18 protein-coding genes are annotated in these 21,259 nt (G+C 49.8%); 15 read left to right on the forward strand and 3 right to left on the reverse strand.

The genetic code is table 11. From position 1 onward, the window contains the following. The first annotated feature begins 2 nt into the window (after window positions 1-2). From sufB to NSS79_RS09635, 4 genes are all read left to right on the forward strand, one after another. A complete protein-coding gene (gene sufB, locus NSS79_RS09620) occupies window positions 3-1,400 on the forward strand; it encodes a Fe-S cluster assembly protein SufB (protein WP_341091360.1) in 1,398 nt (465 codons plus the stop codon). A gap of 155 nt (window positions 1,401-1,555) precedes the next feature. Then, entirely contained in the window at window positions 1,556-2,104 is a 549-nt protein-coding gene (locus NSS79_RS09625; protein WP_038588548.1) for a dihydrofolate reductase family protein, read from the forward strand. Between the two features lie 501 nt (window positions 2,105-2,605). After that, window positions 2,606-4,381 carry an ABC transporter ATP-binding protein gene (locus NSS79_RS09630; RefSeq protein WP_038588551.1) on the forward strand — a complete coding sequence of 592 codons (1,776 nt, stop codon included), beginning with the start codon at window positions 2,606-2,608 and terminating at the stop codon, window positions 4,379-4,381. After that, entirely contained in the window at window positions 4,371-6,230 is a 1,860-nt protein-coding gene (locus tag NSS79_RS09635) for an ABC transporter ATP-binding protein (protein WP_342439171.1), read from the forward strand. The genes NSS79_RS09630 and NSS79_RS09635 overlap by 11 nt, the downstream gene beginning before the upstream one ends. 94 nt (window positions 6,231-6,324) lie before the next feature. On the opposite strand, the gene NSS79_RS09640 is transcribed toward NSS79_RS09635, so the two are convergent. Then, window positions 6,325-6,573 (reverse strand): hypothetical protein, encoded by a 249-nt coding sequence (locus NSS79_RS09640; RefSeq protein ID WP_038588555.1) that lies wholly within the window; start codon window positions 6,571-6,573, stop codon window positions 6,325-6,327. Window positions 6,574-6,873: 300 nt separating this feature from the next. Between NSS79_RS09640 and NSS79_RS09645 the strand changes: the two genes are divergently transcribed. The 3 genes from NSS79_RS09645 (at window position 6,874) to NSS79_RS09655 (ending at window position 11,274) form a co-directional block, all read left to right on the forward strand. Beyond that, window positions 6,874-7,719 (forward strand): PRD domain-containing protein, encoded by an 846-nt coding sequence (locus tag NSS79_RS09645; RefSeq protein ID WP_342439172.1) that lies wholly within the window; start codon window positions 6,874-6,876, stop codon window positions 7,717-7,719. 221 nt (window positions 7,720-7,940) lie between these two features. Then, a complete protein-coding gene (locus tag NSS79_RS09650) occupies window positions 7,941-9,797 on the forward strand; it encodes a beta-glucoside-specific PTS transporter subunit IIABC (RefSeq protein WP_342439173.1) in 1,857 nt (618 codons plus the stop codon). Between the two features lie 19 nt (window positions 9,798-9,816). Then, window positions 9,817-11,274 (forward strand): 6-phospho-beta-glucosidase, encoded by a 1,458-nt coding sequence (locus NSS79_RS09655; protein ID WP_342439174.1) that lies wholly within the window; start codon window positions 9,817-9,819, stop codon window positions 11,272-11,274. A 128-nt stretch (window positions 11,275-11,402) separates the two neighbouring features. Here NSS79_RS09655 and NSS79_RS09660 read toward each other — a convergent pair whose 3' ends face one another. Both NSS79_RS09660 and NSS79_RS09665 read right to left on the reverse strand, forming a co-directional pair. Beyond that, window positions 11,403-12,443 (reverse strand): HD-GYP domain-containing protein, encoded by a 1,041-nt coding sequence (locus NSS79_RS09660; RefSeq protein WP_342439175.1) that lies wholly within the window; start codon window positions 12,441-12,443, stop codon window positions 11,403-11,405. Between the two features lie 79 nt (window positions 12,444-12,522). After that, on the reverse strand, window positions 12,523-13,236 hold the full coding sequence (locus tag NSS79_RS09665; protein ID WP_342439176.1) for a molybdenum cofactor biosynthesis protein MoaE: 714 nt from the start codon (window positions 13,234-13,236) through the stop codon (window positions 12,523-12,525). A 137-nt stretch (window positions 13,237-13,373) separates the two neighbouring features. On the opposite strand from NSS79_RS09665, the gene NSS79_RS09670 reads away from it, so the two are divergent. From NSS79_RS09670 to NSS79_RS09705, 8 genes are all read left to right on the forward strand, one after another. Beyond that, the gene (locus NSS79_RS09670; protein ID WP_342439177.1) at window positions 13,374-14,825 is read left to right on the forward strand and encodes a bifunctional UDP-sugar hydrolase/5'-nucleotidase; all 1,452 of its coding nucleotides are present in this window, start codon (window positions 13,374-13,376) and stop codon (window positions 14,823-14,825) included. A gap of 77 nt (window positions 14,826-14,902) precedes the next feature. Next, window positions 14,903-15,730, forward strand: a complete 828-nt coding sequence (locus NSS79_RS09675; protein WP_342439178.1) for an undecaprenyl-diphosphate phosphatase — start codon at window positions 14,903-14,905, stop codon at window positions 15,728-15,730. Window positions 15,731-15,880: 150 nt separating this feature from the next. Further along, a complete protein-coding gene (locus NSS79_RS09680; RefSeq protein ID WP_342439179.1) occupies window positions 15,881-16,984 on the forward strand; it encodes an HD-GYP domain-containing protein in 1,104 nt (367 codons plus the stop codon). Window positions 16,985-17,281: 297 nt separating this feature from the next. Further along, window positions 17,282-18,418 carry a radical SAM/CxCxxxxC motif protein YfkAB gene (gene yfkAB, locus NSS79_RS09685; RefSeq protein WP_342439180.1) on the forward strand — a complete coding sequence of 379 codons (1,137 nt, stop codon included), beginning with the start codon at window positions 17,282-17,284 and terminating at the stop codon, window positions 18,416-18,418. A 15-nt stretch (window positions 18,419-18,433) separates the two neighbouring features. After that, window positions 18,434-19,798: a hemolysin family protein gene (locus NSS79_RS09690; protein ID WP_340899895.1), complete on the forward strand. Its 1,365-nt coding sequence runs from the start codon at window positions 18,434-18,436 to the stop codon at window positions 19,796-19,798. A 337-nt stretch (window positions 19,799-20,135) separates the two neighbouring features. Then, a complete protein-coding gene (locus NSS79_RS09695; protein ID WP_342440336.1) occupies window positions 20,136-20,273 on the forward strand; it encodes a spore coat associated protein CotJA in 138 nt (45 codons plus the stop codon). Between the two features lie 4 nt (window positions 20,274-20,277). Next, entirely contained in the window at window positions 20,278-20,544 is a 267-nt protein-coding gene (locus NSS79_RS09700; RefSeq protein WP_076113291.1) for a spore coat protein CotJB, read from the forward strand. Window positions 20,545-20,606: 62 nt separating this feature from the next. Beyond that, window positions 20,607-21,176, forward strand: coding sequence for a manganese catalase family protein (locus tag NSS79_RS09705; RefSeq protein WP_076113292.1), 570 nt, complete (start codon window positions 20,607-20,609; stop codon window positions 21,174-21,176). Window positions 21,177-21,259: the final 83 nt, after the last annotated feature.

Here is a 21,259-nt window from a genome sequence, read left to right on the forward strand (position 1 = left end):
CCATGGCTAAGAAAGCGCCTGATATGGAGGAATACCAGTACGGGTTCCGTGATGAGCACAAGTCGATATTTCAGTCTGGTAAAGGACTTACGGCCGAAATTGTGAAGGAAATCTCCGCAATCAAAAACGAGCCGGAATGGATGTTGAACTTCCGCCTGAAAGCTCTGGAGCAATTCCGCAAGATGCCGATGCCTCAGTGGGGCGGCAACATGGATGATCTGGATTTCGAAGACATTCAGTACTATGTAAGACCTTCCGAGAAGCAAGGAAAAACTTGGGAGGAAGTTCCTTCCGAGATTAAAGAAACCTTCGATAAGCTGGGTATTCCGGAAGCGGAGCAGAAGTTCCTTGCCGGTGTATCGGCACAATATGAATCTGAGGTTGTTTATCACAGCATGCAGAAGAGCCTTGAAGACCAAGGGGTTATCTTCACCGATACCGATACTGCGCTGCGTGAGCATCCCGAGCTGTTAAAGAAATTCTTCGGCACGATCATTCCGCCGACAGACAATAAGTTTGCTGCACTGAACAGTGCCGTGTGGTCGGGGGGCAGCTTTATCTATGTTCCGAAGGGTGTGAAATGCGAAGTGCCTCTGCAGGCTTACTTCCGTATCAACTCCGAGAATATGGGTCAGTTCGAGCGTACGCTGATCCTCGCGGATGAGGACAGCTTCGTGCATTACGTAGAAGGCTGTACCGCACCAATCTACAGCACCAATTCCCTGCATAGTGCCGTTGTTGAAATTCTGTGTATGAAGAACTCCCGTGTTCGGTATACTACTATTCAGAACTGGGCACCAAATATCTACAATCTCGTAACCAAACGTGCGGTTGCCGAAGAGAATGCCACCATGGAATGGGTGGACGGCAATATTGGTTCCAAGCTGACGATGAAATATCCTGCGGTTGTGTTGAAAGGCCGCGGAGCCAAAGGTTCAGTATTGTCGATTGCAGTTGCAGGCAAAGGACAGCACCAGGATGCAGGCGCCAAGATGATCCACTTGGCACCGGACACGACTTCGACGATCGTATCCAAATCGATCAGCAAGCACGGCGGCAAGGTTACTTACCGCGGACTCGCTTCCTTCGGCCGTCAGGCGGACGGTGCGAAATCGAATATCAAATGTGATACGCTCATTCTGGATAACCAGTCCACTTCGGACACGATTCCATATAATGAGATCATGAACGATAATATCGTGCTGGAGCATGAAGCGACGGTATCCAAGGTTTCCGAGGAGCAGCTGTTCTATCTGATGAGCCGCGGTCTCACAGAAGCCGAAGCCACACAGATGATCGTCATGGGCTTCATCGAGCCGTTCACCAAAGAACTGCCGATGGAATATGCGGTCGAAATGAACCGTCTCATTAAGTTCGAGATGGAAGGAAGTATCGGATAACCTTGCTGTACTCAGGGTTTCCACCTTCCTACAATTTAAATTAATATTTATAGTTGTCACCATAATGTGTGTCCGCAGCAGCCCTGATGTTCTCATCTTTCAGGCCTGCCGGGCACATATTTTGCTTTTGCCCACTACGTATTTAGGAGGCCCACATGAGAAACTTGATCGTGTCTGAATTTTTAACTGTTGACGGTGTAATGGAGGACCCGCAGTGGACCTTTCAATACAGCTCGGATGAGCAGGATCAGTTTAAATTTGCGGAGTTAAAAGCTGCCGATGCGCTGCTGCTGGGGCGCGTAACCTATGAAGGCTTTGCGGCTGCCTGGCCTAATATGCTGGAGCAGACCGGGGAGTACGGCGAGATGATGAATGGTTATGCCAAACATGTAGTCTCCACAACCCTGACAGAAGCCGGGTGGAACAATTCATCTGTGATCAAGAATAATCTGGTGGAAGAAATCACGAAGCTGAAGGAGCAGCCCGGCAGAGACATTCTCGTGTTTGGCAGCTGCACGCTTGTACAGTCCCTGATCTCGCTGGGTCTCGTGGATGAGTACCGGTTAATGGTGTTTCCGGTGGTGCTGGGCAAGGGCAAACGTCTCTTTGGAGATGGGCTGGAGAAGCAGGGTTTTGAGCTGGTGCAGACTAAGCGGTTCTCCTCCGGTGTGGCAGTAGTCTGCTACCGGCCTGCAAAGAACTAAGAGCTGTACAGCAGCAGAGGAAACAACAAAATGCAATCCAAAAACGCTACCGCTGGAACATGAACCCCATGTTTTGGCTGTTGCGTTTTTTTTGTTGTAACAAGCTTCACGGAAATGGATGAAATATGCATAAATATACACCCTGAATCTTGTGTTTGCTTAATTGAACAGTATTTGCGAGGAAATGGAAGCAATTAAAGCTATAGGTATCGTTTTATTATCATATAAGCCATCTTTATTCGGGAAAAACGTGGAAAACGGCGTATTCTACCCTTTGCCGCATTAAAATATGGGTGATAAACTGCTTAAAGTCCCTAAAATGGAAGCGCTAAAAAAGCTGGCTTGCGATGTGAGATTTGCATCGCAAGCCAAATGTATCTTACGGGGCAGGCGCCGCCAAGTAGGGTCAAGTTCATGCTTACGAAGTGAGTTTTACTTCGTAAAGCCAAGTTCATGCTTACGAAGTAAGCTTTACTTCGTAAAGCTTTAAGGAGGAGAGATATGGATGTTCTCAGGCAACTGCGGGGCTTTTATCGGGAGAAGCTGCACTATCTGATTCTGTCGATTTTATGCTTGGCTGCCGCAACTGCAGTGGGGCTTATTACCCCGAATTTGCTACGAAGGTTAATTGATGATGTGATTGTTCCCCTGAAGTTTACTGAGGTGCCCGTACTCGCTCTATCTGTACTGGCCGTGGTAATCGTCAAAGCTTGCCTGCAGTTTGCGCATGGTTTTTTTGGAGGACGGCTGGGTAATTTTCTGGCTTACCGGCTGCGCAATGCCTGCTATGAGAAACTGCAATTTCTGTCTTTCCGCTACTATGATACGGCAAAGACTGGCGACCTGATGTCCCGGCTGACCGGGGACCTTGAAGCGATCCGGAATTTCATCGGCTTCGGCTTCGCCCAATTGCTGAATGTATTTTTTATGGTGCTGTTTGGGTCTATTATGATGTTCACGATCAATTGGCAGCTTACGCTCGTCACACTGATCACTATGCCTTTTCTGGCTGCAGTAGCACTCAGATTCGAATCGAAAATTCATCCGGCCTTTCAGGAGATGCGGCTTGCCCTCAGCTCTCTGACCACGGCTGTTCAGGAGAATATTACAGGTGTACGGACGGTCAAATCATTTGCCAGAGAGGCTTATGAAGTTGAGAAATTTTCGCACCGTAATGAACGTTATAAGGATAACCAGATTTTTGCCGCTGAGCTGTGGAGCAAATTTTTTCCGGTCATGGAGCTTCTGGCCTCCGTCAGTATAGCCATTCTGCTCGGTGTCGGCGGAACGCTGGTCATCAAGGGCCGCATGTCACTGGGTGAACTGGTCGCCTTCTTCAGTCTGATCTGGTATATTATCGGTCCGGTCTGGGGTCTTGGCTTCCATATCAACAACTATACGCAATCCAAAGCTTCGGGAGAACGTGTACTTGAAGTCCTTAACCAGCAGATTGATGTAAAGGATAAGGAGAATGCCCGCGAGCTTGTATCCTCCGAGGTACGGGGCGAGGTCATTTTCGACCATGTTACATTTGCGTACGGGAATAAAATGCCGGCTGTAAAGGACATTCATTTCGAAGCGAAGCCGGGTGCGGTTATCGGGTTCCTCGGCGGTACCGGCTCCGGTAAATCGACGATTACCCAGTTGATGATGCGCGCCTATGACGTAAATAAAGGAAGCATTACACTGGATGGCGTGGATATCCGGGAATACAATATTCGCAGCCTGCGTTCGCAGATTTCGACAGTGTTTCAGGAGACGTTCCTGTTCTCGTCCTCTATCCGCAATAATATCTCTTACGGCCTCAAAAATGTGAGCATGGAGGAAATCATCCGGGCGGCACAGCTTGCCAAAGCGCATGATTTCATCATGGAGATGCCTGATGGATATGACACGGTAGTCGGCGAGCGGGGGATGGGACTTTCGGGCGGACAGAAGCAGCGGATCGCTATCGCCCGTGCCCTGCTTAAGAATCCGCGTATCCTCATACTGGATGATGCCACGAGCGCCGTGGATATGGAGACGGAACATGAGATCCAGACCGGCTTCCAGGAGGTTATGCGCGGACGGACCACGCTGATCATTGCCCACCGGATTTCCTCTCTGCGTCATGCCGACCAGATCATCGTGATGGATGAAGGACGGATGGTTCAAAAGGGAACGCATGCGGAGCTGATTGAAGTTCCCGGCCCGTATCAGGATGTGTACCGGATTCAATACGCCGATTATCTGGCCCGGAATTCGGTGAGAGGGGAGGGGATTCAGCATGAAGCTTGAAGCCAAACAAGCCACAGCGGCTAGTGCAAAGCACAATAAAACCGAGGAACAGACGCTTGAGGAACGTTTTGTATACAAGGATGATGATCAGATCGACAAATCCTTTGACTGGAAGCAGTTCACGAGGTTGTTCGGATATATGAAGCCTTACGCGAAGCAGATGCTTCCGCTCGTCTCCGCTCTGATGATTCTGGGCACAGTCACGAAGCTCACGGTCCCTTTTCTGACCAGTATGGCTATTGACAAGGCAATTGCCCCGAAAGAGGGGAACCCCAGCTTAACGTTATTGTACACACTTACGGTAAGTGTAATTGTACTGTACCTGATCCAGTGGATCGCAGGGGTGTACCGGATCAAATATACTAATGTAATAGGCCAACGAGTGATTTATGATTTGCGCTCGGACCTGTTCCGGCATATTCAGAAGCTATCTTTTAACTTTTTCGATAAACGTCCGGCCGGCTCGGTACTGGTACGGGTAACGAATGATATTAACTCTTTGCAGGATCTGTTCACCAACGGGGTCGTCAATTTAATGATCGACTGTGTGCAGCTGGTCGGCATTACCGTGATTCTGCTGCTGATTAACTGGAAACTGGGGCTTGCCGTGATGGTTACGGTGCCGGTTATGTTCCTGGTTTCAACCAAGCTGCGGCAGAAGATCCGGATTGCCTGGCAGGATGTGCGGATGAAGAACTCGCGGATCAATTCACATTTGAATGAGTCGATTCAAGGTATCCGGGTCACTCAGGCCTACACACAGGAACAGGAAAATATGCATTACTTTGACGCCATGAACATGGACAGCCGGAAATCGTGGAACAAGGCTTCAGCGATGAACCAGGCCTTTGGCCCGATTATTGAAATAACAGGCGGGTTCGGCACCATGATCCTGTTCTGGTTGGGGGCATACCTGATCCAATCCGGAGAGCTGACCGTCGGTTACCTGGTGGCATTCAGTACGTATGTGAGCAACTTCTGGGACCCGATCAACCGCTTGGGCCAGATGTACAATCAGCTGCTTGTAGCTATGGCATCTTCAGAACGGATCTTTGAGTATCTGGATGAGCAGCCTTCGGTTCAGGATAAACCGGGTGCAACACCGCTGCCGAAGATTCAAGGGGATATCCGCTTTAACAAGGTCATCTTCGAATATGAAAAGGGCCGTGCGGCACTGAAGGGTATTGATCTGGACGTCAAGGCCGGCCAGTCGATTGCGCTTGTGGGCCACACGGGCTCCGGTAAAAGTACGATCATTAACCTGATCGGCCGGTTCTATGACATTAAGAGCGGCGATATTACTATCGACGGCAAGGATGTCCGTGAGGTTACCCTGCAGAGTCTCCGGGAGCAGATCGGTATCGTGCTGCAGGATACGTTTATCTTCTCTGGAACGATCCGCGACAACATCCGTTTCGGGCGGCTGGATGCCACCGACAAGGAGGTTGAAGAGGTCGCCAAGGCAGTGGATGCCCATGACTTCATCATGAAACTGCCCGGTGGGTACGAAACTGAGGTGGAGGAGCGGGGGAGTGCGCTGTCCATGGGCCAGCGTCAGCTGCTTTCCTTTGCCCGGGCACTCCTGGCCGATCCGCGTATTCTGATCCTGGATGAAGCTACGGCGAGTATTGATACCGAGACGGAGATCAAAATTCAGGAAGCGCTGAAGATTCTGCTGCAGGGCCGCACCTCCTTTATCGTGGCCCACCGTCTGTCAACGATCCGCCACGCCGATAAAATTATCGTGCTGGATCACGGGGAGATCAAGGAAGAAGGTAATCATGCCGAGCTTACCGCGAGAGATGGCATTTATAACGGTTTAATCGAAGCGCAGTTCCGCTTCTTATAGAAGGTAAGAGCAACCCCATCCGGCATAAGAAATGCTAGAGGGGCTGCTCTTTTTTTAGATTATCCTATTTACAATAGCGGATAAGAAGGGGTGCCTAGTGGCGTCGTTTCCCAACTTTGCCGGAAATACGCACTTCAAACATCTGTGCGCTGATTTCCTGCTGCCATTCGGTGTCCTCTGTATGCGCAGCAAGAACAGCCTCATGGGTCAGCCTTGCCATCTCCCAGCAATACATGGTGTTCACCTGCAGGCAATGGCGCTGCTCGGCTTCTTCGGCCGCCGTTAGCGGGCGCCTGCAGCTTACCGTATAAAGCTCTGCTAGACGCTGATGAACCGGTAGCATAGGTATTCCTCCTCAAAGGTTGTGAGCAGCCCGCAAACAACTTCAATCACTGCCTCTTTTTAAGCCTCGCCATGCGGTGGTTAATCCAAACCAGGCAGAATCACCGGGAATAATAAATTTTGACTAAATGAACACAAAAATCTTGAAATCGCTTTTTTTTGTGCTACAATAGCAGTAATACAGGATTGTGACCGGTAAGGCGGGCAATGCCTAAGTTGATGCGAGTATCATTTTTTTAATGATATTGGGATCAGCTTAGGCTTTTTTTGTACAAACTATATGTTAGGGGGTGATCAACAGATGATTATAGAGAAGATACTTAATAACAATGTGCTCTTAACCAAGAACCAGAAAGGCAAGGAAGTCATTGTGATGGGCAGGGGGATTTCCTTCAATAAAGTAGCCGGGGACTATGTAGATCCGGAAAAGGTCGATAAAATCTTTTTGCTGAACGAAAATCAATTCACGGCCAGACTGACTGAACTTCTGAATGACATTCCGGTGGCTCATCTGGAATTAGCCAATGAAATTGTCACCTATGCGAATGGAGTTCTTGGTACAGAGCTTAGCGACAATCTCTATCTGACCCTGACAGATCATATCCATTTTGCTGTCCAACGTTTTGAAAAGGGGATTGCACTGAAAAATGCGATGCTGTTTGAAATTAAACGTTTCTATAAGAAGGAATTCTCCATTGGGATGGATGCACTGAAGATCATTGAAAGGGCTACCGGACTTTCGCTGGGCGAGGATGAAGCCGGGTTTATCGCGCTGCATCTGGTAAATGCCAGAATGGACGGCAGTGAAATGAAGTCCACGATCAAGATGACGGAAATTGTCCAGAACATTCTGAATATCGTCACTTACCACTACAAGGTTGTTCTGGACGAGAGCTCACTGAATTATTCGCGGTTTCTTACCCATTTGCAATATTTCTCCATGCGGGTATTGAAGAAGGAGAGCAGCAGCAGCGGTGAGGATTTTTTGTACAATCAGCTTAAGCAGACTTATGTGAAGGCGTTTGAATGCGCTAACAAAATCAATGATTATCTGGAAAAGGCCTATAACCAAAGCTTAAGCAAGGATGAATACGTATATCTGACCATCCATATCCAGCGGGTAACGGAACGCAACAATCTGGAGTAAAGCTTGGGTTGAAAGTGAAAACAAAATAGTGATCATCTGACAGGGTGTTACTGGTAAGGCAGGCAAAACCTGAACTGATGGCAAAATGGGCGTGTGATGACATTTCCTTTTTGCCGTGAGTTCAGGTTTTTCTTGTTTGCAGGAGTATAAGGTCAACAGCTGGCACAACCTATATTTGCTGCAACGATCTACATTCTAAAGCTGTAAAGGAGCAAACTAATATGAGCAGCAAAGACTTGTCCAAACAGATTATTACGCTTGTAGGCGGCGAAGACAATGTGAATTCCGTGTTCCACTGCGCCACAAGATTAAGATTTAAGCTGAAGGATTCGAGGAAGGCAGATAAAGCGGCATTGGAGAAAACTCCAGGTGTTATCACTGTGGTGGAGAACAGCGGCCAGTTTCAGGTAGTCATAGGCAACAATGTAAGCCAGGTGTTTGAGCAGATTATGAAGGAAACCTCACTCCAGGATGCCGAAAAATCCGGCAAAGCCGATGAGTCTTCAGAGAGTACCAGTATTCTGGGCAAAGCCGTCGATATCATTTCCAGTATCTTTTCCCCGATTCTCGGGGCACTGGCAGGGGCAGGGATCCTCAAAGGGCTGCTCGCCTTAATTTTATCTCTGGAGTGGATTAATGCAGCCAGCGGGACATATTTGGTTCTGAATGCGGCTTCGGACAGCGTATTCTACTTCCTGCCGGTATTTCTGGCGGTTACGGCTGCGCGCAAGTTCAAGGCTAATCAATTTGTCTCCATTGCTGTAGCAGGCGCTTTAGTCTATCCGGCAGTGATAACCGCAGTCAGCGCGCCGGACCCGCTCAGCTTCTTGGGAATACCGGTTGTACTGATCAACTATTCATCCAGTGTCATTCCGATCATTCTGGCGGTCTGGGTACAGTCCTATATAGAGAAGTGGTTCCGCTCGTTCATCCATGAATCGGTTAGAAATATCCTGGTTCCGATGTTTGCACTGCTTATCGTTATTCCGCTGACCTTCCTGGCCTTCGGTCCTGTAGGTTCATTGATCAGTGATGGGCTGGCTTCCGGCTACACCTGGCTCTACAATTTAAGTCCATTGGTTGCCGGTGCCATTGCCGGAGCGTTCTGGCAGGTGTTCGTAATCTTCGGTGTACACTGGGGTTTCGTGCCGGTTATGCTCAGCAATATTGCCACATTGGGCTACGACACTATGCTGCCTATCCTTACTGCTGCAGTCTTGTCACAAGCGGGTGCGGTATTCGGCGTGTTCCTGAAATCAAAGAATCCGCAGCTAAAAGCTTTGTCCGGCTCCTCAACACTGGCTGCCGTGTTTGGGATCACCGAGCCGACGATCTACGGCGTCACCTTAAAGCTGAAGAAACCGTTCATCTATGCCTGCATCTCCGGAGCCATCGGTGGTGCGATCATCGCTATCGGCGGAGCCAAAGCAATAAGCTTCTCCTTACCGGGCCTGTTGGCTCTGCCGACCTATTTTGGCGACGGATTCTCCTGGGTTGTCATCGGTATCGTTGTTGCTTTTGTATTAGCGGTTATTCTGGTGTATATGTTCGGATTCGATGATCCTGCAGTACCTGCTGAGGAGGCTCCCGGACCTGTTGCCGCATCGTCACCCTCACAGATTGACAAGGAGACGGTGGTCAGCCCGCTGACAGGAACGCTTATGCCGCTGGAAGCTTTGCCGGACGAAGCTTTTGCCTCCGGAGCCATGGGCCAGGGGATCGTGATTGAACCGGATTCAGGGCGGCTGACCTCTCCGGTTAAAGGAATCGTGACGACTGTATTCCCGACAGGGCATGCGATTGGTATTACCTCCGAGAGCGGCGCCGAGCTGCTGATTCATGTCGGGGTCAATACCGTGAAGCTCAAGGGAAAACATTTTGACAAACGGGTACAAGAGGGAGATAAGGTCGAGCAGGGCCAACTGCTGCTGGAATTTGATGTAGCAGCGATTCGAGAAGCCGGCTTTGTGACTGCAACCCCAGTGATTGTGACCAACTCTGCAAATTATCTGGATGTGCTTAAGACTACTGCAACTCAAGTACAAAATGGCGACCTGCTGTTGACCATTATCAATTAGAAAAGAGGGAGATTAAATCATGACAGTGATCAAAAAAGGATTTCCGCAGAACTTCTTATGGGGCGGCGCTACAGCCGCGAATCAACTGGAGGGGGCATACGATGCCGACAGCAAAGGATTGTCCAGTGCGGACATGGTTGCCTACGTGCCTAAGGCCGAGCGTACAAATGACCATGCTATAGAAATCACCTCCGAGCGGATTGAACAGATTCTGTCCGGGGAATTCAGCGCACGTTTCCCGAAACGTGAAGGGGTGGACTTCTATCACCGTTATAAGGAGGACATTGCCTTGTTCGCCGAAATGGGCTTCAAAGTGTTCCGTCTGTCGATCAACTGGGCGCGCATCTTCCCGAACGGCGATGACGCCGAGCCGAATGAAGCAGGACTGCAATTCTATGATGATGTCTTTGACGAGCTGCATAAATATGGCATCGAGCCGCTTGTAACACTGGCCCATTACGAAACACCACTGGGCTTGACGCACAAATATAACGGCTGGGCAGGCCGCGAAGTTATCGCTTGCTTCACCCGTTATGCGGAGACCGTATTCCGGCGCTATAAGGACAAAGTGAAATATTGGATCACATTCAACGAGATCAATATGATGACGCTAAGCCCATTCACGGGCGGCGGCGTTGTAATCGACCGGGCAGAGAACAAGCTGCAGACGATCTACCAGGCGCTGCATCACCAGTTTGTCGCCAGCTCTCTCGCCACCAAGCTGGTGCATGAGATCATCCCGGGTTCGCAGATGGGCTGTATGCTGGCCCGGATGGAAAGTTATGCGAATACCTGCAATCCTGAGGATGTCCTGAAGAATCAGCAGGAGAACCAGATGAATCTGTACTTTACGGATGTGCATGCCCGCGGGGAATATCCGAAGTATATGGAGCGGTTTTTCGAGGAAAACAATGTGGTTATTCATAAAGAGCCGGGTGACGATGAAATTCTGAAACTCCACACCGTTGATTATGTGGCTTTCAGTTATTATATGACGCTGACCGTGTCTGTAAGTCCGGAAGGAGAACGCGCACAGGGCAATCTGTTCGGCGGTGTGAAGAACCCTTACCTGAAGGCTTCGGAATGGGGCTGGCAGATTGATCCCATCGGTTTGCGGATTATGCTGAATACGATGTATGACCGTTATCAGAAACCTTTGTTCATCGTCGAAAATGGTCTTGGCGCGTATGACAAGGTTGAGGAAGACGGCTCTGTCCATGACAGCTACCGTATTGATTACTTAAGACAGCATATTGCTCAAATGAAGGAAGCGGTACTGGACGGCGTTGAGCTGATCGGATATACAAGCTGGGGGCCGATAGACCTGGTGAGCATGTCCACTTCTGAAATGTCCAAGCGTTACGGATTTATCTACGTTGATCTGGATGACGACGGCAACGGTACCTTGAACCGTTCCAGAAAGGATTCCTTCCACTGGTACAAAAAAGTCATCGCCAGCAATGGTGAGGAATTGTAGGACTCAGGAGTAATAATGTGAGTTGCTTCTCACAAGCAATAATTATGGATCATAAAGAAGAGGTTCCCTCAGCCGTCACTGGCGAAAGGGAACCTCTTCTTGCGTGGGAATATCTAAACCGAAGTGAACTATTCCATATAAATTTCAACCACCGTGATTTTGCGTTCGCGGGACAGGTCAAGGAATATGCCTTCACTTTGCACAAGCGGGCGGAAAACATCCAGCGGATTGTTCATGACAATGACACCCATGTCTCCCGTGCTCAGCAGCACGCGTTTACCGATGAAATTAGGCATTAAATGCTGGATAAAGGCTTGTACAGGTCTGCCGTTTAGCTTGCCGAAGCTGAGATTGTTGATTTCACGCAGCACGGAGATCAGTTCTTGTTTGGATTGATAAACACGGTGTGTGGTCATTGCGCTGTAGATATCAGCTACGGCAGCAATCTGGGCATAAGGGTGGATGTCTGATTTCGTAAGGTTGTTGGGGTACCCGGAGCCGTCTTCACGCTCATGGTGCTGCAGGGCAACCAACGCGGTATAAGGATCGTTCATGGAGCTGCGGATGATTTCGTGACCGTAAATCGTATGTAATTTGACTTGCTCGTACTCCTCCGCGGACAGCTTGCCCGGCTTATTCAGAATGGAGGGGGAGATCCGGCATTTTCCGATATCGATCAAGTATCCGGCCCGGCCGATTTCGTAGCACTCTTTCTTGGAATACCCCAGCCATGAGGAGATATAATAAGAAAGCATGCCCACCTGAAGTGAATGGTTATAAGTGTAATTATCATCCCGGTTCAGCAGAAGCAGCAGAGAGACTACATCCTTGTGTTTATCCAAGGAGTTCAGTGACGGCTGGAGAATATCGTCCACTACGGTTTGATTAAAGCTCCCTTTGGTTAACGCTTCCATATATACCGATTCAAAGCCTTCAATACTTGTATCAAAGTTGGCAGCTACGGCCTGAATGATGGAGGATCTGCTGGTTGGGACCGGTGTTATGTACGCCTCCTCGATATCAACATAATCAACGCCATGCTGTATCAGCTTGGCTATCTCCTCGATCTGGAGAGATGATCCTTTAGGTAGTACATGCAGCCCTCTTGAATTAAAGGTGTCCATCCGCAGGCAATCACCCGGTTTAAGATCCATGACGTGTACTTTCAATGAATATGCCACCTTACATTAGCTATTTTTTCCAGCATAGCAACAAAGTCGGAAATATTCAATGGTTTTGAATTACAGGTTAATCTATCTGGTATTTCTGTGCTTTTAGGTCAGAGCCGAGCCACTGTTCTCCAGATTCATTAATGTCCTTTTTCCACACTGGAACGGAGGCTTTAAGCTTCTCGATGGCGTAGCGGCTCGCTTCGTAACAGACATCCCTATGCGCCGCTGACACCGCAATAATAACGCTGGCTTCCTTAAGGCCTACGAGTCCTATCCGGTGCGCAATGGCGCAGCGGGCGTTCCAGCGTTCCTGAACCCCCCTGCCGATTTCCTGCAGCTTGCCCAGCGCCATCGGGATGTAAGCCTCATAATGAAGCGCTGTTGTCCGCTGGTCTCCGGTCATCTCACGCGTAGTTCCGACAAAGACTAAGGAAGCTCCATGATCACTGTCAAGGACTTTATCCAGAAGAGCTTCTGCATTCAGCGGCAGATCGGTAATACTGAACAGACCATCTTCGGTCTCGCTCGTTGAGGGTTCGGCTTCTCCTCCGGAAACGGGAGGAATCAGGGCGACTTCGGAGGTTTCGGAGATCTCAGTATCATCAGGAGCGTATTCATGGTCAACAGCTACCAAAGAAACGCTGATCTGTGCCGCCGCATCAGGGTAGGAGGCAGAGAGAAGCTCCTTTAAACGGCCCGCAGTTACGGAGTTATCGTGAATGTGAAAAGACAGGGTGGAAGAGCCGATTACCTCGGCCAGCCCGGCAAACAGACGTATAGTTATATGCATGGTTTATTCACCTCTTAGGTTCTGATAATGATTCAAATATACCATATTAGCCCTGAAAATGTTATGCTAGGTCTTATAAGATGAGACACCTGCCGCTACATTCAGAACGGCTAAACAGGTGGGAGGGATAGAAGCTGATGGAATCCGCGCCGCAAAGATTGACCATATTTCATACGAATGATATACATAGCCACTTCGAAATGATGAGTCCGATTGCTGCGCAGATAGAACTTCTAAAGGCTGAGGCAGGCGAAGATCCCGTGTTGCTCGTGGATATCGGGGATCATATGGACCGGGCAGCTGTGGAAACAGAAGGTACTATGGGCCAGGCGAACATAGATATTCTTAACTTGACCGGATACGACGCTGTCACCATCGGTAACAACGAAGGACTGACCTTCTCGCAGGGAGATGCGCAAGAGACATTGTCTGCGATATTTACCGGCCTACAGTGCCCGGTGGTGTGCTGCAATTTCCTGGATTCGTCGACGGGAGAACCTCCGCACTGGATCAAACGCCATACGATTGTAGAAAAGGAAGGCATCAGAATTGGGATTACGGGAGCTACGGCAGCTTTCACTTCCTTCTATTCCTTGATGGGCTGGGATGTCACGGACCCTGAGGAGGCGCTGCGTGAGGAGTGCCGTCTTCTGGCCCCGCAGGTCGACCTTGTCATTATTCTCTCTCACCTTGGCCTGCCTGCAGACCGGGCGCTGGCGGAGAAGCTGGAAGGTGTGCATGCGATCCTTGGCGGACACACGCATCATATGCTGGAAACGCCGCTTCTTATTAACGGGACCGCCGTATGTGGTGCGGGGAAGTTCGGCCGCTATGTAGGAAGGCTTGTGTTTGAACGGACAGCGTCTGGAGATTCGTTCAAGTTCTTGAACGGCGGCTGCGTTGCTGTTGACCCCAATCTGAGCGAGGATGTTATTGCTCCTGCCGTAAGGATGAATTTGCAGCGTGGTCTTGAAGTGCTGGAGGAAACGGTGGCGATCAGTGACCGCGAGCTGCCGCTGGATCTGCAGGGCGAATCACCCTTTGGCAATCTGCTGGCGCAGGCGGTGCGGCGTTTCACAGGCAGTCCGATCTCATTAGTCAATACCGGACAGCTGCTCGGGCCACTTCCGAAGGGGAATATCACTGCAGGGATGCTTCATGCGCTCTGTCCCTCACCGATTAATCCTTGTACTATCAAGCTTGCCGGCAAAGACATCCGCACGGCACTTGAACAGAGCCTGTCAGACGAGTTCTGCAATAAGGCAATCTTCGGCTATGGTTTCCGGGGAAACGTGCTGGGAAGTCTGGCTGTGGATGGATTAAAAATCTTGTACGATCCGGCGGTCATGCCTTATGATAACGATATTGCCATTTTTGTCGATGGAGAACCGCTGGAGGAAAGCCGGGAATATGAAGTAGGGACTTTGGACATGTTCACTTTTCGGAGCGGATATGAGAGTATCGCTAACGGGCGTGATACAGTGTATCTGCTGCCACATTTTCTGCGCGATCTGTTGCGGATGGAGCTGCAGCGTCCGGGAAGTCTTGAGGAATGTATGCTCGTCCGCTGGGAGAGCAGAGCGACTTAATGTGGCACCACCTACATATGTAAATCTAGAGCAACAAGCTGCAACAAGTTTCATATGTTCAAGAACAGGAGGCTAAGATGGATACTATTACAGCAATTATTCTGGCTATTGTAGAGGGGATTACGGAGTTTATTCCGGTTTCATCGACAGGCCACATGATTCTTACCACGAAACTATTAGGCTATAACGAGCAAGAGCCGATAATGAAGACATACGAAATTGTCATTCAGCTCGGTGCGATTCTGGCCATTGCGCTGGTCTACCGCCAGCGGGTTCTGAACTTGCTGGGGATCGGACGCAGCCGTCAAGGCAGAGGCGGTGTGATGCCTGCTTCACGTCTCAATCTGGTGCACATCATTCTCGGAATTGCTCCGGCGCTGGCCGTGGCATTTTTTGCCCGTGACTTTATCAAGGGGCTTTTCGGGGCTACGACGGTGTTATGGGCACTGGTCGCCGGCGGGATTCTAATGATCGTTGCAGAATGGGTGAACAAACGCAAGATCCGTGTAACTGCGCATGAGCTTGATGATCTATCTTACGGGCAGGCGCTGGCTATCGGCATGTATCAGATTATTTCCGTACTCTGGCCCGGCTTCTCCCGCTCCGGATCTACAATCTCAGGCGGTATGCTGAGCGGTGTCAGCTATAAGGCTTCGGCGGATTTTTCCTTCCTCATCGCCATTCCGATTATGTGTGCGGCTTCGGGCTATGAGCTGCTGGATTCGTACAAGTATTTTACAAGTGATACCATCTGGGATTTTTCCATTGGATTCGTAATTTCATTTATAGTCGCTTATGTGGTCGTAATCCTGTTCATGAAGCTGATTCAGAAGATCAGACCGACACACTTTGCGATCTACCGGTTTATCCTGGCAGCTGTTTTCTGGCTGTTTATTATGCGTTAATCTCCAAAAAACTTGGTACCGGCAAGGATGTAACCGTTCATCACAAATTTCTTGCCGGATCGCTCAAGGCAACGGTATAGACACAGCGTGTTGACCCTAGGATTTTGAAACAGAATAGTAATTTACCGTTAAAGGCAGGAGTGAGCCAAGGTGCGTTTAGTATCCGTGAATCGGCTTCAGGCGGGAATGAAGCTGGGTAAAAAAATTTATAATGATGAAGGACTTGTTCTGTTAGCGGACGGAATAGAACTTACGGATTCCTTAATTAAGCGGCTGGCAAGGATCGACATCGGCTATATCTACATAGAGGATGCCATCACGGAAGATATCGTAATTACTGGAATGCTGCATGATGAGACACGCAATCAGGCGCTGAAGGTCATTAGGAGCCAGTTTCAGGATATGTCCGGTGCTTCCGGCATAACTAAAGGCTTCTATCATCTCGACAAAAAATTCTCCAAGATGATGGACTCCATTCTGGAAGACATGTCATCCCTGGAGGACCCGATGATTATGCTGGCGGATATGCATACAGCTGACAACTACCTGTATGTCCATTCGCTTAATGTCTGTCTGTATACGCTGGTGCTTGGAATTGCCCATGGCTACAGCAAAGAGGAGCTGCGGGTAATTGGGCTGGGCTCGCTGCTGCATGACATTGGCAAAACGCAGATTCCGGTCAAAATCATCCAGAAGCCGGGGATGCTCAGCGACGAGGAATTCCGCCATATGCAGGCTCACACTGAAATCGGATACCGGATTCTCAAGGATGAGCCGAATATCCCGCTGCTCGCGGCGCATTGTGCCCTGCAGCATCATGAACGTATCGACGGCTCCGGCTACCCCCGCGGGCTGACCGGTCCGCAAATCCATGAATATGCCAAGTGGCTCGGCATAGCCGATTCCTATGATGCCATGACCTCGAACCGGATTTATAAAAAAGCGATGCTGCCGCATCAGGCGGTAGAGGCACTGTATGTCGGATCAGGGACATTGTATGAGCAAAACCAGCTGGAGCTGTTCAGAGACCGTGTAGCGATCTACCCGCTGGGGCTCACAGTGAAGCTGAGCACCGGTGAGAGCGGCGTCGTGGTCAAAATTGATTCCAGTATCCCTCACAGGCCGGTTGTGCGGGTATTTGCCGGCCCCGAAGGTGAGGCAGTTATTCCCTTTGAACGGGATCTTGGCAGAGCCCTTTCCGTTGTGATCGTCGGCGTGACAGATGAGGATCAATCTATGGTGAAGGTGACCTAATTGATGTTGGCGGCAGGGAGTTATCTTTTCGGCTTCCCTGCCGTTTCGCAGCGAGGGAAGAAAGCAGGTTACGCAGCGGTGCGGCCTGCTTTCTTCCCCGCTGTTTTTTATACTCTTCCTAAGGAAAGGTTCCCCGGGCCGCAACAAATGGATCTGGCAATTACACCGCTTGGAGCGGCATAATTGCCGGAAAGTGCAGTTTTTTTGCTGCTCGTGGTATGATATAGGTTAAGTCAACGTTCTTTTTGATTTATTTTGGGTTAATAATAGGAATACGCACTAAAGGAGCAATAAGAAATGAGTATATTAGAACCATCCTCCACAACTGTCCGTGAACTGTCGCCGAACTTCGATCCATGGGATCCGATTACTTCACTGCGCAAGCATGGACGGCATGTATTGACCAGTGTGGAGATGACGGTTACCAATCTATGCAACATGCGATGTGAACATTGTGCGGTTGGCGACAGCCTGACGATGAAAGAAGGAGAAATGCTGCCTCTGAAGAATATGCTGGACCGCCTGGAGCAGGTAGAACATCTGCAAACGATCAGTATTACCGGCGGGGAGCCGATGTTCCGCGCATCGACTGTAGAGAATATCATCGTACCGCTGCTGAAATATGCCCGTGAGCGGGGCATACGTTCGCAGATCAACTCGAATCTGACTATGCCCTACGCCCGTTACGAGCAACTGCTGCCGTATTTGGACGTGATGCATATTTCATTCAATTATGTGAACGGAGACGACTTCCATGAGGTAGGCTTCGCCAACAGCGGTCATCCGGTGTCACGTGAAGCGGCGTATCGTTTATATGACACGATGCTTGAGAATTCACGGCGGCTCAGTGAAGACGGTATGCTGATCTCAGCAGAATCTATGATTAACTACCGTACACACACCAAGCTGCCTGAAATTCATAAGCTGATTGGCGATATGGGGGCAAGACGGCATGAGGTGCATCCGATGTACGCTTCCAGCTTTGCCTCTTCGCTCCCTGTGCTGTCTCTGAAGGAAATGGGTGATGCCATTCATTCCCTGCTGGATCACCGCGATCCGGAGATGTGGATGCTGTTTGGCACTCTGCCGTTTTTTGCCTGCAGCTTCCTGGAACAGGATCAGAAGCTGTTGCGCAGATTGCGTACCGAGAAGAATGTGACGCTGCGCAATGATCCGGACGGAAGAAACCGTGTGAATGTAAATTTATTTACAGGTGATGTGTTTGTCACGGATTTTGCCGATATTTCCGCCTTTGGCAACATCAGTACCAGCAAGCTGGATGACATTTTCGCCGAGTGGCAGACTAAGCATCCGCTTAATCAGAAAGTGAATTGCCACTGTGATGAAGCTGGCTGCTGCGGGCCCAACCTTTTGGTGGCCGATATGTATTATCCAGAGGTAGATTTCAAATCAAGGAAAGCGATCACTTTGTAGAAACGAGGCGTTGTTATAGTGGTGCATACGGAATTTGACATAGGAAGATTGCTGCTTAATCTTTTGCTGGTTCTGGTGCTTGTATTGTTGAATGGTATATTTGTAGCGGCGGAGTTCTCGCTGGTAAAGGTCAGACAATCGCGTCTGACCCAGCTTGTCAGTGAAGGCAACAAGATGGCTGGATACGCGCTGAAGGTCAACAAAAAGCTCGATTCCTACCTGTCAGCGACCCAGTTCGGTATTACCCTCGCCTCATTGGGTCTCGGCTGGGTCGGTGAGCCGGCCATCTCAGAGCTGCTGGTTGAACCGCTAATGTTCCAACTCGGCGTCACCGATCATACACTGATTTCCACTGTGTCTGTCGTTGTCGGATTTTCCATTATTACATTTTTACATATTGTGCTGGGTGAGCTTGCTCCAAAGTCCCTGGCGATTCAAAAAACTGAAGGCTCCGCGCTGCTGCTCTCTGCACCGCTAATGTTCTTCTATAACCTGTTTCTGCCCTTTATCTGGGTGCTCAATGCATCCGCCAATGCTCTTCTTAGACTGGTGGGGGTTGAACCGGCCAGTGAAGCCGAGGCGGCTCACTCGGAAGAAGAAATCCGGATTCTGATGAATCAGAGCGCCAAGAGCGGTGTCATTGATAAAGACGAGATGAAGCTGATGGATAACATTTTTGAATTCTCCGATTTGCTGGCCCGTGAAGTTATGCTTCCGCGTACCGATATGGATGTGCTCTATAGCAATCTTACACTGGAAGAGAATATGCGGATCATTACGGAGACGAAACATTCGCGTTATCCGGTTGCCAACGAGGATAAGGACCGGATTATCGGCTTCATCCACATTACCGACCTGTTGTTCGCACCATTAGAGCAGCAGAATGATCTGGCTTCGCTGGTCCGCCCGATTCTGAATGTACCAGAGTCGATGGAGATCAGCCATGCACTGCGCCTGATGCAGAAGAACAAAGCCCAGCTTACGCTGGTTGTTGATGAATACGGCGGTACAGCCGGACTTCTGACCGCTGAGGAGATTCTTGAAGAAATTGTCGGCGATCTGCATGATGAGTTCGAGGATGAACGTCCGAGCGTCGAGCGCAATGGAGATTATATCTCAGTTGAGGGCCGGATGCTGATTGAGGATGTCAACGATCTTACGGGTGTGATTATTGAGGATGATGAGGTCGACTCCATCGGCGGCTGGCTGTTCAAAGAGCTGGAAGGCAATCCGTCCAAGGGTAAGCGGATTGTTGTGGGCGATGTCACCTTTGAAGTAGAAGAATCCACCCGGCTGCGGATTACAAGAATCAATATCCACCGGGAAAAGCCGGTTGTAAGTGAAGAGGACGATACCGGGACGGATGAAAAAAAGGAATAAGCTTTTACAATATTGCCGGTTCAATGCAGCCGGACAGTTTACAAACCGTATCTTTACATGGAGAATTCCTTCTCTTTGTAAAAGGTGCGGTTTTTTTGCGTGGGCGTTCTGATTCCACCCCAGCCAGTCATAAATTAGTTACGAAGAGATGTGCGTTCAGAAGAAAGGTAAATCAAGCAAATCCTTCGAAGCGTGGTTTGTACGAAGCTGAATCAAGGAAGTATTTGCTAACAAAACTTTAAGGAGGGTGTATCTATTGAACTCCGAGGAACGTGTATGGACCCCGTATAGGGGACCATTTGACCCTTGTCCGCCGGTGCCGTTCAAAACGTATGTTGTGCCGCCTAACCAATTTATTACTTTTCAGCCCCCGGGATTGCCGCAGTTTCCGTTACCTGAAGCACTGAGGGCGGGGACACTTTGGCCCGCTCTGTTCAGCCCGTATGAATCCAAAGCCGGCAAAGGAGGAATTTAGGACGATGGAAGCAAATCCTTGCGAGCCCCGTTACTATGAATTGCTGGAGCAGCTGCAGGTTCTGGATTTTGCCCTGGTGGAGCTTAACCTGTATCTGGATACCCATCCCGAGGACTTAAGAGCGATTGAACAGTTCAATCAGCTGACTCAGGAGCGCACCCGGCTGGCTAATCAATTTCAGGAGCTGTACGGCCCGCTGCAGAACTTTGGCCGCGCCTACTCCAAATGTCCTTGGGAATGGAGCCAGAGCCCTTGGCCCTGGCAGGTATAGCGGCACGCTGGCCCCGGCGAAGCGGCTAGGCGAATAAAACTATAAGGAGGGTTCGTTCCCGAATGTGGATATATGAAAAAAAACTGCAGTACCCGGTACGTGTCGGCAAATGCGATGTGAGGATGGCGCGGTATTTGATGGAGCAATATGGAGGCGCGGACGGGGAGCTGGCGGCAGCGCTTCGTTACATGAATCAGAGATATGCGATTCCCGATAAGGTTATCGGCGTACTCACGGATATTTCAACGGAGGAGTTTGCCCATCTTGAGATGATTGCCACCATGATCTACAAGCTGACCAAGGACGCTTCTATCTGTGAGCTGGAAGCGGCAGGCCTTGGCCCGAATTATGCGACACGCGACCACGCCTTGTTCTACAACAATGCGGCGGGTGTCCCGTTCACCACGACCTATATCGCAGCCAAAGGCGATCCGCTGGCCGATCTCTATGAAGACATCGCCGCTGAGGAGAAAGCCCGGGCTACATACCAATGGCTGATTGATATGACTGATGACGTGGATCTGCAGGACAGCCTGAAATTCCTGCGGGAGCGGGAGATTATTCATGCAATCCGGTTCAAGGAGTCGGTGCAGATATTGATTGATGAGCGGGGGAAGAAGAAGGTGTTTTGATCAGCTGAAACGATGTAGTAAGCACTCGGTTTGAGAAGAAAGAGCCCAGAGATAGTTCTGCGGCTCTTTTATTCTGGTAACAA

It is taken from the genome of Paenibacillus sp. FSL L8-0436 (assembly GCF_038593025.1).
Taxonomy (GTDB): domain Bacteria; phylum Bacillota; class Bacilli; order Paenibacillales; family Paenibacillaceae; genus Paenibacillus_AQ.

Bases quoted from the DNA above. Each gene is read 5' to 3' on its own strand.
- sufB (WP_341091360.1), top strand. From the start codon at position 3: ATGGCTAAGAAAGCGCCTGATATGGAGGAATACCAGTACGGGTTCCGT.
- NSS79_RS09625 (WP_038588548.1), top strand. From the start codon at position 1,556: ATGAGAAACTTGATCGTGTCTGAATTTTTAACTGTTGACGGTGTAATG.
- NSS79_RS09630 (WP_038588551.1), top strand. From the start codon at position 2,606: ATGGATGTTCTCAGGCAACTGCGGGGCTTTTATCGGGAGAAGCTGCAC.
- NSS79_RS09635 (WP_342439171.1), top strand. From the start codon at position 4,371: ATGAAGCTTGAAGCCAAACAAGCCACAGCGGCTAGTGCAAAGCACAAT.
- NSS79_RS09640 (WP_038588555.1), bottom strand. From the start codon at position 6,573: ATGCTACCGGTTCATCAGCGTCTAGCAGAGCTTTATACGGTAAGCTGC.
- NSS79_RS09645 (WP_342439172.1), top strand. From the start codon at position 6,874: ATGATTATAGAGAAGATACTTAATAACAATGTGCTCTTAACCAAGAAC.
- NSS79_RS09650 (WP_342439173.1), top strand. From the start codon at position 7,941: ATGAGCAGCAAAGACTTGTCCAAACAGATTATTACGCTTGTAGGCGGC.
- NSS79_RS09655 (WP_342439174.1), top strand. From the start codon at position 9,817: ATGACAGTGATCAAAAAAGGATTTCCGCAGAACTTCTTATGGGGCGGC.
- NSS79_RS09665 (WP_342439176.1), bottom strand. From the start codon at position 13,236: ATGCATATAACTATACGTCTGTTTGCCGGGCTGGCCGAGGTAATCGGC.
- NSS79_RS09670 (WP_342439177.1), top strand. From the start codon at position 13,374: ATGGAATCCGCGCCGCAAAGATTGACCATATTTCATACGAATGATATA.
- NSS79_RS09675 (WP_342439178.1), top strand. From the start codon at position 14,903: ATGGATACTATTACAGCAATTATTCTGGCTATTGTAGAGGGGATTACG.
- yfkAB (WP_342439180.1), top strand. From the start codon at position 17,282: ATGAGTATATTAGAACCATCCTCCACAACTGTCCGTGAACTGTCGCCG.
- NSS79_RS09700 (WP_076113291.1), top strand. From the start codon at position 20,278: ATGGAAGCAAATCCTTGCGAGCCCCGTTACTATGAATTGCTGGAGCAG.
- NSS79_RS09705 (WP_076113292.1), top strand. From the start codon at position 20,607: ATGTGGATATATGAAAAAAAACTGCAGTACCCGGTACGTGTCGGCAAA.